At 69.3% G+C, this 13,256-nt stretch carries 10 protein-coding genes and 1 tRNA gene; 9 read left to right on the top strand and 2 right to left on the bottom strand.

The window, feature by feature from the left end; genetic code table 11:
* Positions 1–2 precede the first annotated feature (2 nt).
* From H507_RS0113435 to H507_RS0113400, 8 genes are all read left to right on the top strand, one after another.
* A complete protein-coding gene (locus tag H507_RS0113435; protein ID WP_022911216.1) occupies positions 3–1,418 on the top strand; it encodes a hypothetical protein in 1,416 nt (471 codons plus the stop codon).
* A complete protein-coding gene (tmk, locus tag H507_RS0113430; protein WP_022911215.1) occupies positions 1,415–2,080 on the top strand; it encodes a dTMP kinase in 666 nt (221 codons plus the stop codon). Before H507_RS0113435 ends, tmk begins: the two co-directional genes overlap by 4 nt.
* Entirely contained in the window at positions 2,077–4,620 is a 2,544-nt protein-coding gene (locus H507_RS0113425; RefSeq protein WP_022911214.1) for a DEAD/DEAH box helicase, read from the top strand. Before tmk ends, H507_RS0113425 begins: the two co-directional genes overlap by 4 nt.
* Positions 4,621–4,732: 112 nt before the next feature.
* Positions 4,733–5,986 carry a DNA polymerase III subunit delta' gene (locus tag H507_RS0113420; RefSeq protein WP_022911213.1) on the top strand — a complete coding sequence of 418 codons (1,254 nt, stop codon included), beginning with the start codon at positions 4,733–4,735 and terminating at the stop codon, positions 5,984–5,986.
* Between the two features lie 104 nt (positions 5,987–6,090).
* Positions 6,091–7,086, top strand: a complete 996-nt coding sequence (locus H507_RS17515) for a DoxX family protein (RefSeq protein WP_022911212.1) — start codon at positions 6,091–6,093, stop codon at positions 7,084–7,086.
* Between the two features lie 21 nt (positions 7,087–7,107).
* Positions 7,108–8,784: an alpha/beta hydrolase gene (locus tag H507_RS0113410; protein ID WP_040438603.1), complete on the top strand. Its 1,677-nt coding sequence runs from the start codon at positions 7,108–7,110 to the stop codon at positions 8,782–8,784.
* A gap of 109 nt (positions 8,785–8,893) precedes the next feature.
* Positions 8,894–8,966: transfer RNA gene (locus tag H507_RS0113405), tRNA-Thr, on the top strand.
* A 124-nt stretch (positions 8,967–9,090) separates the two neighbouring features.
* A complete protein-coding gene (locus H507_RS0113400) occupies positions 9,091–10,437 on the top strand; it encodes a flavin monoamine oxidase family protein (RefSeq protein ID WP_022911210.1) in 1,347 nt (448 codons plus the stop codon).
* 88 nt (positions 10,438–10,525) lie between these two features.
* Here the strand turns inward: H507_RS0113400 and H507_RS0113395 are convergent, their stop codons facing one another.
* A complete protein-coding gene (locus H507_RS0113395; RefSeq protein WP_022911209.1) occupies positions 10,526–10,864 on the bottom strand; it encodes a P-II family nitrogen regulator in 339 nt (112 codons plus the stop codon).
* The gene (locus tag H507_RS0113390; protein WP_022911208.1) at positions 10,861–12,243 is read right to left on the bottom strand and encodes an ammonium transporter; all 1,383 of its coding nucleotides are present in this window, start codon (positions 12,241–12,243) and stop codon (positions 10,861–10,863) included. Before H507_RS0113390 ends, H507_RS0113395 begins: the two co-directional genes overlap by 4 nt.
* A gap of 140 nt (positions 12,244–12,383) precedes the next feature.
* Here H507_RS0113390 and H507_RS0113385 point away from each other — a divergent pair, with 140 nt between their 5' ends.
* Complete coding sequence (locus H507_RS0113385) at positions 12,384–13,244, top strand: zinc ribbon domain-containing protein (RefSeq protein ID WP_022911207.1); 861 nt, start codon at positions 12,384–12,386, stop codon at positions 13,242–13,244.
* The last annotated feature ends 12 nt before the right edge of the window (positions 13,245–13,256 follow it).

Here is a 13,256-nt window from a genome sequence, read left to right as displayed (position 1 = left end):
CCATGGCCAAGAAGCGCAAGGAGTTCTTCGAACTGCCCTTCACCGTCGACGCTCCTCGGCTGGTCAACCCAGCCCTGGGTGTTGACCGGCTGACGATGAGCCCCAAGCAGAGCTTCGAACTGGGAACCACCCTGCTGGATGCCGCCGACCACCGGCTGCTGCGGGCCGGCGTGATGCTGGCCCACCGGGTGCAGGCAGGCCTGGGGGAGTGGTACCTCGACGCCCCCGGATGGCAGCCCTGGCTGCCCGTCGACCATGTCGTCGAACTGGGTGCCGCCGGTGACCTGCCGGCAGACCTGGCTGAGTTGGTCCGCCCCTTCAGGCGGTTGGCGACGTTGGGGCCGGTTGCCGCGATCAACCAGGAACGTCACGTCTTCACGATCAAGGACTCCGACGACGTCACCTTGGGCAGCCTGCGCGACGAGAAGATCACCATCCGTCGGGGCGGCCTGACCACGGCGAGGTTCCGCGAGGCGACCCTCGAGTGCGGACCCGCCATGACGACCGGGCAACGACGCTTCCTCGCCGAGGGACTGTTGTCGGTGGGCGGGGTACGGGTCGACGAGTTCCCCGATGCCATGCACCGGCTCGGTGCTCCCGGGACGGGGCTCAGCGATTTCCCGGAGCCGCGCGAGTACGACTCGTCCACCTCGCTCGAGGTCTTCGTCTCGAGTCTGTTCGCCGAACGGCTGCGATCGGTGATGCGCGCCGACCTGGCCCTGCGGGCCAGTGATCTGGCACGGCAGGCGCGGGCCACGTCCGACCCCGATCTCGCTCCCGGGCAGATGCTCTCGGCCGAACCTGTCTTCTCGGAACTGGAGACCCTGGCAGTGCAACTGCGCGCCCTCGCCGGCGTGCTCGAGCCAGCCTGGCGGGAGAAGCTCGAGAACGAACTGGTCAGCCTCGTGCACGGCGAGCGCGACCTGCCGATCTCACGACTGGACGATCGCTACTACGGGGTGCTCGACGCCCTGGTGCAGGCAGTCCGGGCCCCCCAACTAGGCGACTGGTCACAACGCAAGGCCCGGGAGGTGCTGCAGCAACAGGCGCAGTCAGGGCTGAGCATCCTGGCCACCCGCATCACCCGGCTGACCCCCGAGGCCCCGCTCGACCAGTGGCAGGCCGTGCAGGCGGCCGCCACCCAGCTGCTGGTGGGTGTCGAAGGGGTCGGCGGCCTGTTCGGCAAGCGCGGCAAGCAGTTGCGCAAGCGGCTCAAGCAGTTGCTGGCCGCACTCGAGCCCTGTGTCGTGCCGGTCGAGGAGCCCGACGCGGACGAACTGGCGGCGCTCGACGGGCCAACCGCGTACCGACGTGGGCTCGAGGCGGCCGACGCCACCCGAGCACGCCGGCAGGCGCGCACCGAGTTCATCCAGGCGTGGCCCAAGCTGCGCTCCAGGATCTCGGAGGGTGGACTGTGACCGTCACCATCGATGGAGGCCTGTTCGTCGTCTTCGAGGGCGGCGACGGGGCCGGGAAGTCGACCCAGGTGCGTGAACTGGCCGGATGGCTGGCAGAACGCGACGTGCCCCACGTGGTCACCCGGGAACCGGGCGGGACCGAGGCCGGCCAGAAGATGCGCGCCATCCTGCTCGACCCCGCCACCGGACACCTCGCCCCCCGGGCAGAAGCCCTGCTGTACATCGCTGACAAGGCCCAACACGTCGACGAGGTGGTTCGTCCCGCCCTGGGTGCCGGGCAGGTGGTGGTCTGCGACCGCTACACCGACTCGCTGTTGGCCTACCAGGGGGCTGGTCGCGCACTGGCCGTCGACGAGGTCGACACCATCTCGCGTTGGGGCACCCACAACCTGCGCCCCCACCTCACGGTGCTGCTGGATGTCGACCCGGCCGTCGCGGTGCACACCAAGGACGAGCAGGACCGACTCGAGGCCGCCGGGGTGGAGTTCCACCAGCGGGTCCGCGAGGGGTTCCTGGGTCTGGCCGCCGCCGACCCGGACCACTACCTGGTGCTGCCGGCCCGTGAACCCCGCGAGTGGATCGCCCGGCAGGTGCGGGCCAGGGTCGCCGACCTGCTGGGCCTCGAACTGCGCGGCTGTGGGGGGACAATGGCACCACCATGACCCCACCCACCCTGGCCGACCGCCTGCCCGACCACGCCGACGCCGACACCCTCCACTCGTTGTTCGTCGACTGGGCCGCGGAGCGAGGGCTGAACCTCTACCCGCACCAGGAGGAGGCATTCCTGGAGATCCTGCAGGGGTCGAACGTGGTGATGGCGACCCCGACCGGGTCGGGCAAGACGATGGTGGCACTGGCGGCCCACCTGGCTGCTCTCGCGGACGACCGGGTGAGCTTCTACACCGCACCCATCAAGGCCCTGGTGAGTGAGAAGTTCTTCGCCCTGTGTGAGATCTTCGGTGCCGACAACGTGGGCATGGTCACGGGTGATGCCTCGGTCAACGCCGACGCCCCGATCATCTGCTGTACCGCCGAGATCCTGGCCAACATCGCCTTGCGCGAGGGCGACCAGGCCGATGTCGGCATGGTGGTGATGGACGAGTTCCACTTCTACGCCGAGCCGGACCGCGGTTGGGCGTGGCAGGTGCCACTGCTCGAACTCCCGCAGGCCCAGTTCGTGCTGATGTCGGCCACCCTCGGCGACATGACCACCCTCGCCGACGACCTGACCCGGCGCACGGGTCGTCCGACCGCGGTGATCAGCAGCGCCGCCCGCCCGGTGCCGCTGCAGTTCAGCTGGTCGATGAAGACCATCCCCGAGACGATCGCCGAACTGATCCGGGACGACAAGGCGCCGGTCTACATCGTCCACTTCACGCAGGTCGCCGCCCTGGAGCGGGCGCAGGCGCTGTTGAGCGTGGTCACCATCACCAAGGACCGCAAGGACCGGATCAGCGAGCGGATCGGTCACTTCCGGTTCGGCACCGGGTTCGGACGCCAACTCTCCAAGTTGGTCAGGTCGGGCATCGGGGTGCACCACGCGGGCATGTTGCCCAAGTACCGCCGGCTGGTCGAGCAACTCGCCCAGGACGGCCTGCTGGTGGCCATCTGCGGTACCGACACCCTCGGGGTGGGCATCAACGTCCCGATCAGGTCGGTGCTGCTCACCAGCCTCACCAAGTTCGACGGCACCAAGCAGCGGTTGCTGCGGGCGCGCGAGTTCCACCAGATCGTCGGACGAGCCGGTCGCGCCGGGTTCGACACCGTCGGCTGGGTCATCGTGCAGGCCCCCGATCACGTGATCGAGAACGCCAGACTGGTGGCGAAGGCGGGGGACGACCCCAAGAAGCTGCGGCGCGTGCAACGAGTCAAGCCACCGGAGGGCCAAGTGAGCTGGACCGAGGAGACCTACCAGCGGTTGGTCAACGCCGAACCGGAGCCCCTGCAACCGCGGCTGCGGGTGAGCCACTCGATGCTGGTCAACCTGCTGGCACGGCGGGGCAATCCCGTGGCGGCCGCGGCCAAACTGCTGGGCGACAACCACCACGACGAGGTGGCCCGGCGCAGGCTCCGCAGGCGGGCGGTCACGCTGGCGCGGGAACTGCTCAACTCCGGGGCCATCCGCAGGCTCGACGTCGCCGGCGCCGACGGACGCCGCCACGAGCTGACCGTCGACCTGCAACGCGACTTCGCGCTCAACCAGCCCCTGGCCCCCTTCGCGTTGGCCGTGCTCGAGACCCTCGGCCCCGAGGCGCCCGAACACGCCCGCGACGTGGTGTCGGTCGTCGAGGCCATCCTCGAGGACCCCCGTGCGGTGCTGTACGCGCAGCAGAAGCGCGAACGTGGTGAGGCGGTGGCGGCGCTCAAGGCCGAGGGTTACGACTACGAGGAACGCCTGGAGTTGCTCGAGGGCATCAGCTGGCCCACCCCGCTGTCGGAACTGCTCGAGCACACGCTGGGCCTCTACCGTCAGTCCCATCCGTGGGTCGACCCCGAACAGCTGTCGCCGAAGTCGGTCGTCCGGGAGATGTACGAGCGCGGCCAGACCTTCGGCGAGTTCGTGGCGGCGTTGGGGCTGGCGCGCAGCGAGGGTCTGGTGCTGCGCTACCTCTCCGACGCCTACCGCACCCTGCGCCACACCGTGCCCGAGGCAGTGCGCACCGAGGAACTGGACGACCTGATCGCCTGGCTGGGAGAGATGATCCGCCAGACCGACTCCAGCCTGCTGGACGAGTGGGACGCCCTCGCCAACCCGGCCGATGCGTTGGCGCCCTCCGACCTGCCGGAGCAGCCTCGTCCGTTGACCGGCAACGAACGAGCCTTCCGGGTGCTCGTGCGCAACGCCATGTTCCACAAGGTGGAGTTGGCCGCGCGGGAGAAGGCTCGCGAGCTGGCCGAGGTCGAACAGCGGACGGCACAGCTCACCGACCCGCCGGCCAAGGTGGTGATGGACACCGATGCCTGGGACGACGCCCTCGACGCCTACTTCGACGACCACACCGACATCGGCATCGACCAGGGCGCGCGGTCTCCGGCCCTGCTCCAGGTGACGGTCCGCGGGCGTGTGTGGCAGGTACGCCAGGTGATCGACGATCCTGACCACGACCACGACTGGGCCATCGAGGCCGAGGTCGACCTCGATGCCAGTGATGAGGTGGGAGCGGCGGTGCTGGTGTCGACCGCCATGCGCCGGATGGACTGACTGTCGGGGCTGCATGCCACGATGGGCGGGATGCCACGATGGGCGGGATGAAGGAGGAGCCAGGGATGGGAAAGGGATGAGCACCGTGTCGAGATCCACGAGCCCAGCACCGATGAGCTCAGCACCGACGAGCCCAGCAGCGACGACGACCCCAGCTCTCGGGGGAGTCTGGGCCGACCTCGTCGGGCAGTCCCACGCCGTCGACACCCTGCGCCGTGCGGTGGCGGCTGCCCATCACCGCGAGGGCTCGGCCAGACATGCGATGACCCACGCGTGGTTGGTCACGGGGCCACCGGGATCGGGTCGGTCGAACGCGGCCGTCGCCTTCGCCGCCGCCCTGCAGTGTTCGAGGGGCGGCTGTGGGGAGTGCAACGACTGCCGGACGACCATGGCGCGCGCCCACCCCGATGTCACGGTGGTGCGTACCGAGAAGTTGTCGATCGGGGTCGACGAGGTGCGCTCGCTGGTGCGTGCGGCCGCGATGAACCCGTCCGCGGGGCGTCACCAGATCGTGATCGTCGAGGACGCCGACCGGGTCACCGAGCGCGGCGCCGACGCGCTGCTCAAGTCGATCGAGGAGCCCGCCCCTCGGACGGTCTGGGTGTTGTGCGCCCCCACGCCGGACGACGTGGTCGTCACCATCCGTAGCCGCTGCCGCTCCCTGCACCTCGCGACCCCCTCGGACGAGGCCGTCGCCACCTTGTTGCAGACCCGCGACGGCATCGACGCGGCGGTCGCCGCCTATGCCGCCCGCGCCGCACAGGGCCACATCGGACGAGCCCGTGCCCTGGCCCGCAACGAGGATGCCCGCAACCGCCGCAACGAGGTCCTGCGGTTGCCGGGGTCGTTGACCTCGGTCGGGGCCTGCCTGATCGCGGCCGACAACCTGGTCAAGGCAACCGCCGAGGACGCCGCCCAGGCGACCTCGGGCTGGGATGCCAAGGAGAGGGCCGAACTGGAGCTGAGTCTGGGCTTCGGAACCAAGGGGGCCAGACCCAAGCACGCAGCGGCGGCACTGAAGGAACTCGAGGACCAGCAGAAGGCGCGGGCCAAACGCATCCAGCGTGACTCCCTCGATCGGGTGCTCACCGAGCTCACCGGCTACTACCGCGACGTGCTGGGGCTGCAGACCGGGGCGTTGTCGGCCCACTTGGAGACGGACGCCAACTACGTGGGTGCGAACGGGGCACACCTGATCAATGCCGAGCACCGCGACCAGTTGGCTGGCCTGGCGCGAAGTTCGACCCCCGAACAGACCCTGCGCCGCATCGACGCCATCCTCGCGTGCCGGGAGGCTCTCGAGGCCAATGTCTCGGCCCTGTTGGCGCTCGAGGCGATGATGGTGCAACTGGCCAACCCTCGCTGACCACGCGTGTTCTCCCGTGACGTCGCGAGGGCAGGTGTTTCAATGACTCGGAGTGTCGGCACCTTCAGCCGACGCGTGCACCCACGCCGACCACGGAGGACACGATGACCGACCACGAGAAGGACCGTCCGTCCTACGACAGCGAACCCCGGCCCACCCTGGCCGACGAACTCGCCGACGCACCGCTGGGGGAGAACCTCGCTCGCGAGGAGTCCGTTCGCCGGGGGACGGAACAGGAGGGCACCGAGCCCTCGGGAGCGGGGCAGCAGGTGCATCCGCACGAGCAGCCGGTCGTTGCCGAGGATGCCGATCGGACCGCTGACGACGGCGAGGCCACTCAGCAGTTCGCGGCGGTGCCGCCCGAGAACGCAATCAACACCGAGAACGCCATCAACACCGAGACCGAGCACGGTGAGCGGGAGCCGTACGACCAGTACGCCGACGAGCCCACCCAGCAGTTCGATGCGGGACGCCAGTTCGACTCCAGCCACGAGCCGACCCAGCTGATGGCCCCGGTGATCGACCCGGAGGCGGAGCGTCGTGCAGCCCTGGATCGTCGTCGCGAGGAACTGGCTGCCAGGGACCGCGCCCTGGGCAACATCAATCGCGAGGAGTCGGTCGACCAGACCGGCGAGGTGGCTCCGTACGCCTTCACCAAGCGCTCGACCGACAAGTTCCTGGGGGCCTTCGGACTGTTCGTGCTGCGCCTGGTCGTGGCCGGCATCCTGGCCGTGCACGGCTACCAGAAGGTGACTGACATCAACGCCAGCATCAGCTTCTTCGAGCAGATCGGCCTGCCGTACCCCACCTACGCCGCCTGGGTGGTCGGCATCGCCGAGCTCGTGGGTGCGCTGGCCCTGGTCTTCGGGTTTCTGGTGCGCATCGTCGGTCTCGGGGTGATGGCCATCTCGATCGGCGCACTCGTCTTCGTCCGATGGGGTTCACAGAACCCGTTCCGCGCCGGGGAATCCGGGTTCGTCGGTGAGTTCGAACTGCTGCTCGCCGCCGTGGGCCTGGTGCTGTTCTGCCTCGGTGGCGGTGGTTGGGGCATCGACGGTGGCATCCGCCGTGGGCGGGCCCGCCGCAAGGCCGGTCTCTGAGCCGGCACTAGGCTGGGCGGCATGACCCAGCCGCAGTCGCCAGCGAGTCAGACGCCCGCAGCGCGGACGCGGAGGCTGGCGGTTGCGCTGCTGGGGGTGGTGGTCGCAGCGGCGGGTTGCAGCCTCGTCCAGCCCAGGGCCACCGCCCCGTTGCCGTCACCGGCCCGAGCCTCCCAGGCGATCCCGACGGGTCGGTCGGCGACCTTCAGCGAGTTCGACCCCGCCCAGCACGAGACCTGGACGAAGAACACCTCCCCCGACCGCCTGTCCACGGGCCCGGCTGCGACCTCGGGTGCCACCCCTGAGGGGTTCGCCGAGCCGCCGGCCGGTCATGGCCTGCAGCGATACGCCGACCAAGCCCCGGCCTGGTCGCCCTGCCCCGAACATCCCGGGGTGGACTGTGCCAGTGTCCTGGTCCCCCTCGACTGGGACGAACCCGATGGGCAGGCCATCACGTTGGCGATCGCCCGCAAGCAGGGGACAGGCACCCACCGTGCCACCCTCTTCGTGAACCCCGGCGGTCCGGGGGTCTCGGGCACCTCGATGGCCGCCAACTTCGACCTGGGCCCCTACCCGGGCCACGACGTGGTCGGATGGGATCCCCGCGGGTCCGGCGGTTCCACTCCCGTTGTCTGTGGCTCCACGGCCCAGACCGACGCGTTCAACGCCGCCGACCCCACCCCCCGCAACGACGCCGAACTGGAGAGGTTGAAGGCCGCCAGCGAAGCCTTCGCGCGGCAGTGTCGCGCGTCGTCCGGGGTGCTGCTCGACCACATCTCGACGATCGACACCGCCCGTGACCTCGACTACCTGCGCTGGCTGGTGGGCGACGACAAGCTCAGCTACCTCGGCATCAGCTACGGCACGTTCATCGGCGCCACCTACGCGGAGTTGTATCCCAAGCGGGTCGGTCGGATGGTGCTCGACTCGGCGGTCAACATCACCGACAACGAATCCGTCATCCAGGCGATGGGGTTCGACGCGTCACTGAAGGACTTCGCGGCCTGGTGCGTGCGACTGGGCGATTGCGCCCTCGGGGCGAACGAGAAGGCCGTCATCACGACCATCAACTCCTGGGTCGCAGGGCTCGACACCAAGCCGCTCACGGTGAACGGGCACGCCTTCGGTTCGATCGCCGCCATCACCGGTGTCGCCGCCTTCATGTACGCCGGCGTTCCGGGGTACCGCAACCTCTACAACTCCCTGCAGTGGGCGGTGCTGAGCCATGAGCCGCGCTACATCGCCCAGGCCGGTGACACCATGATCGGGCGCCGCACCGACGGCTCCTACTCGAGTCTGGCCTACGCCTTCCCTGCGATCAGTTGCGTCGACTGGGCCGACGCGGGCGTGGCCGGCGCCCGACGCCAATGGGTGGTCGACCGCGGACGCGCACCGATCTTCGGCTTCTGGTTCGGGGTGAACCTGACCTGTCCGGTCTGGACGGCCCGTCCGGCCCCACAGTTGCGGTTGACCGCCAAGGGATCGGCGCCGATCGTGGTGCTGGGGTCGACCATCGACCCGGCGACCCCCTACCAGCAGGCGGTGTGGATGTCTGAGCAACTCGACCATGCCGTGCTGATCACCCGCGAGGGTGCGGGGCACTCCGCCTACGAGTTGGGTGGGGCCTGCGTCCGGGGGCCGGTGGAGGCCTACCTGAACGAGGGGACGGTGCCGAAGGCCATCACCTGCAGGGGCTGACGTCGGCACCTGCAGGGGCTGACGCCGACACCTGGAACGGCTGACTTCGGCCTGAGGTGCGCGGCTCGGTCCTGCGTTGGTAAGGTTTCCCGCGCTGGTTGCTCAGCATGCCGCCTTAGCTCAGATGGTAGAGCGACGCTCTCGTAAAGCGTAGGTCACGGGTTCGATTCCCGTAGGCGGCTCTCACGCTGCCCAGGGGTCTCAATGGGCACCCCCAGGGGTCGGGCCGGTGGCCGGGGCGCGTAGGGTCAACTCCGCACTGAGATGTGGCATCCGCCACGCTCCGACCCACGGAAAGGACCCCGCATGCTCGACTGCATCGTGCTGGGAGCTGGTCTCGCGGGGCTGAGCGCCGCCACCGAACTCGTCGCCAAGGGCCGCTCCGTCGTGGTCGTGGAGGCTCGCGACCGCATCGGCGGCCGGGTCGAGGCCGGGGTGCTCGGCGACGGACAGGTGGTCGACTTCGGCGGGCAGTGGATCGCCGACGGCCACACCCGCATGCACGAACTGGTGGCTCGGCTGCACCTGGAACTCGTCGCACCCAGCGCCGGCGACGTCGCCGTGCGCATGGGTGGGAATGTCTCGAAGCTGCCCACCCGCGACGAACTGGCAGCCAGCCTGAACCCCTTCGAGCTGGCCGATCTGGGCGAGGGCCTGGCCCGGTTCCGTCACCTGGCCGAGCGCATCGCCGATGACCCCGCGTGGGCCGAGGGCAACGTGAAGTGGTTGTCGCGGGCGCTCGTCCGATGGGTCAACTCCAACCTGCGCACGCCCGCCGCGCAGCAGTGGTTCCTGCGCGTCTTCCGGGCCAGCTTCCGCGTGGAGCCCGACCAGATCTCGCTGACCGAGGCCCTCCACCGGGCCAACTCGGGCACCGACATGGAGACGATGATCGCCGTCAACGGCGGTGTCAGGCAGCGGCGGGTCGCCGGCGGTGCTGCCGCCATCTGTGAGCGCCTCGCCTCCGATCTGGGGGACGCCATCCGACTCGGCTGCGTCGTCACCGGTGTCGCCCAGTCCGACGAATGGGTCACCGTCACCCTCGCCTCGGGCGAGCAGTTGCAGGCCCGTTCGGTGGTCAACTGCCTTCCGCCCAAGCTCGCGGTGGGTCTCGTCCACGAACCCGCGCTGCCCGAGTGGCGCCTCGACCTGGCGGCCAAGGTGCCAGCGGGCAATGTCATCAAGGCCTTCCTCGTCTACCCCACGCCGTGGTGGCGCGAGCGCGGTCACTCGGGGCAGATGGGCTCCGACGCCGGCCCCGTGCGGGTGAGCTTCGACTCCAGCCAGGAGGGTGGACGAGGAGTGCTGCTCGGCTTCTTCTCCGGCCCCGACGCCGACGGCTGGGGCACCAAGAGCGTCTACCTGCGCCAGCGAGCCTTCACCGATGCCGTCACCGCCGCCTTCGGACCCGCCCCCGACGAGCCGCTGGAGTACGTCGACCGTGACTGGTCGTCGGAGGAGTTCACCCGAGGCTGCCACGGGGCCCACTTCGCCCCCGGTGTCTGGACGGCCTCCGGGCCCGCCCTGGCGGAGCCGAATGGACGCGAGTTCTTCGCGGGCGCCGAGTTCGCCACCACCTTCAACGGCTACATGGAGGGCGCGGTGCGCTCGGGTCTGGCCGGGGCTGCCCAGGTGCTGCAGGCGCTCGCCTGACCCAAGATCACGCAACAGGGCCCCGACCACACCTGGCCGGGGCCCTGCTTTACGGGGACGTACCGTCACATCGGGTACAAGGGTCCGCTCAGATGGCGTCGTCCCCGGTCTCTGAGGTGCGGATGCGCACGACCTGGTCGAGTGTGCTGACCCAGACCTTGCCGTCGCCGACCGAACCGGTGCGGGCGGCGTCACAGATCACCTGGACGATGCGGTCGGCCTTCTCGTCGGTGGCCAGCACCTCGATGCGGGCCTTGGAGATGAAGTCGATGGTGTACTCGGTGCCGCGGTACACCTCGGTGTGGCCCCGCTGGCGGGCGAACCCGCTGGCCTCCGAGACGGTCATGCCGGTCACTCCGTACTGGGCCAGGGCCACCTGCACGGTCTGCAGGATGGTGGGCTGGACGATCGCGGTGATCAGCTTCACTTGACCTCCTCCTTGATGCGGGCCGGGGCGTCGGTGGTCTCGAAATCGACGGGGCTGACCGGGGCGGCGGGGATCACCAGGGTCTGCTGCACTCGGTAGGACGAGTAGCCCACCCGGCTGAAGTCGTAGCCGTTCTCGGCATGCTCGGTGATGTCGACGCCGCTGACCTCGTCATCGGTCGAGACACGCAGGCCGATCGTGTACTTGATGGCGAGCGCGATCAGCAGGGTGACCAGACCCGAGTACGCCATCACGGCGAAGGCGCCGATCGCCTGGCGTCCGAGCTGCTCGAAGCCGCCCCCGTAGAACAGGCCAGCCACACCACCGGTGAGCGATCCCTTGGCGAACAGTCCGATGGCGAGGGTGCCGACGAGGCCACCGACCAGGTGGACGCCGACCACGTCGAGCGCATCGTCATAGCCGAAGCGGGTCTTCAGGCTGAGCGCCAGCGGGCAGGCGATACCGGCCAGCGCGCCGATGGCGATGGCCCCCAGCGGGGTGACGGTGGCGCACGCCGGAGTGATGGCGACCAGACCGGCCACGATGCCCGAGGCGGCACCGAGCGAGGTGGGGTGACCGTCGCGGACCTTCTCGACGACGAGCCAGGCGAGCATGGCGCCCGCAGTGGCGACCAGGGTGTTGATCCACGCCAGGCCGGCCAGTCCGTTGGCTCCGAGAGCGGAACCGGCGTTGAAGCCGAACCAGCCGAACCACAGCAGGCCCGCCCCCAGCATCACCAGGGTCAGGTTGTGGGGGCGCATCGGCTTGGTGCCGAATCCCAGTCGCTTGCCCAGTACAAGCGCGAGCACCAGCGCGGCGGCGCCAGCGTTGATGTGGATGGCGGTCCCGCCGGCGAAGTCGAAGGCCTTCACCTGGTTGGCGATCCATCCGCCGCGCTCGGCCACGAAGCCGTCGAACGCGAAGACCCAGTGGGCGGCCGGGAAGTAGACGAGCACCGCCCAGAGGGTGGCGAAGACGATCCAGGCCGAGAACTTCATGCGGTCGGCGACGGCGCCCGAGACCAGGGCGACGGCGATGATGGCGAAGGCAGCCTGGAAACCGACGAAGACCAGCAAGGGGATCTGGTGCCCCTCCGGACCGACGAGGGTGTCGAAGGTACCCTTCATGCCGGCGAACTGCAGCGGGTTTCCGACGAACCCGTGCCAGGAGTTGCCGAACGACATCGAGAAACCGAAGAGCACCCACAGGATGCTGACGATGCCCATGGTGACGATCGACATCATCATCATGTTCAGCACGCTCTTGGAGCGCACCATGCCGCCGTAGAAGAAGGCGAGGGCGGGGGTCATCAACAGCACGAGCGCAGCTGAGATGAGCACCCAGGCCGTGTCGCCGGTGTTGAGCTCGAGAATGGTCATGCCAGTACTCTGACTGGCGGGTTTTTCACTCGAGTCGCGTCCGGGTCACAGTCATGTGACGAGATCGTGGTCTGTGTTACGAGCAGATGTCGCCCCGCTGCGTGCGGACCGGGCACGTAGGGTCGGCGAAGGAGGTGTGAATGTTCTGCAGCCAGTGCGGTGGTCCCATCCCGGCGACCGCCGACCACTGCCCCCGGTGCGGTGCCGACCTGCGCAGCTCGGGCGCGGTCCGACTCACCCCTCCGATGACCCGCGCCGAGATCGTCCGCGAGCTGCCCGAGGAGCTGGTCGAGACGGCGATCCGTCCACCCCTGCCCCTCGATCACGAAGCATCGACGCCACCTCCTCCGCCCGCCGACCACCGGGTGGGGTCCGCCACGGCCGCAGCTCCCTCGACGCCCACCGATGCCACCCATGAGCTCCCGATCGACCCCCGGTTGTTCGACGAACGCGCCCAGCAGGTGCGCGCCGACGCGGCCCAACGACATGTGCGGGCGGCCTCGTCCAGACAACACACCCGACGCAACCGCATCGCCTTGGTCGTGCTGGCGATGGCGCTGCTGGTGGCGGTGGTGCCGATCGTGATCGTGTCGTGGTCGTTGTTCAACCTCGGCCCCTCGGCCGATCCGAGCCCGTCCGCCTCCGTGACCACTTCCCCCACGGTGCCGTCAGCTGCCCCGTCGTCCACCACCAAGGCCAGTTCTGCGCCGTCCATCTCGACCAGCCGGAAGCCCACGCCCACACCCAGGCCCACGCCCACCCGGTTGCCGTGGCCCGCGTCGGCCACCCCCTGCGGCGCCGACGTGGCCGTCAACCGCCAGACCTCGTGTGCCTTCGCCCGGACGGTGCTCGCCCAGGTCGACCGCACCCGCACCGGGCCGTTCACCGTGGTGGCCACCAGCCCGGTGACCAAGCAGACCTACACCCTGTCGTGCACCCGCCCGGACTTCATCGTGTGCACCGGCGGCAGATCAGTCCGCATCCTGCTGCAGCCCCTGTGAGAGGGCTTTGTC

It is taken from the genome of Aestuariimicrobium kwangyangense DSM 21549 (genome assembly GCF_000421525.1).
In the GTDB taxonomy this organism is placed as follows: Bacteria; Actinomycetota; Actinomycetes; order Propionibacteriales; family Propionibacteriaceae; genus Aestuariimicrobium; species Aestuariimicrobium kwangyangense.
Note: the sequence above shows the minus strand (reverse complement) of the source record. Positions and strands in the feature narration are given on the sequence as shown.

Bases quoted from the DNA above. Each gene is read 5' to 3' on its own strand.
- H507_RS0113425 (WP_022911214.1), top strand. From the start codon at position 2,077: ATGACCCCACCCACCCTGGCCGACCGCCTGCCCGACCACGCCGACGCC.
- H507_RS0113390 (WP_022911208.1), bottom strand. From the start codon at position 12,243: ATGACCATTCTCGAGCTCAACACCGGCGACACGGCCTGGGTGCTCATC.
- H507_RS17515 (WP_022911212.1), top strand. From the start codon at position 6,091: ATGACCGACCACGAGAAGGACCGTCCGTCCTACGACAGCGAACCCCGG.
- H507_RS0113385 (WP_022911207.1), top strand. From the start codon at position 12,384: ATGTTCTGCAGCCAGTGCGGTGGTCCCATCCCGGCGACCGCCGACCAC.
- H507_RS0113400 (WP_022911210.1), top strand. From the start codon at position 9,091: ATGCTCGACTGCATCGTGCTGGGAGCTGGTCTCGCGGGGCTGAGCGCC.
- H507_RS0113435 (WP_022911216.1), top strand. From the start codon at position 3: ATGGCCAAGAAGCGCAAGGAGTTCTTCGAACTGCCCTTCACCGTCGAC.
- H507_RS0113420 (WP_022911213.1), top strand. From the start codon at position 4,733: ATGAGCTCAGCACCGACGAGCCCAGCAGCGACGACGACCCCAGCTCTC.
- H507_RS0113410 (WP_040438603.1), top strand. From the start codon at position 7,108: ATGACCCAGCCGCAGTCGCCAGCGAGTCAGACGCCCGCAGCGCGGACG.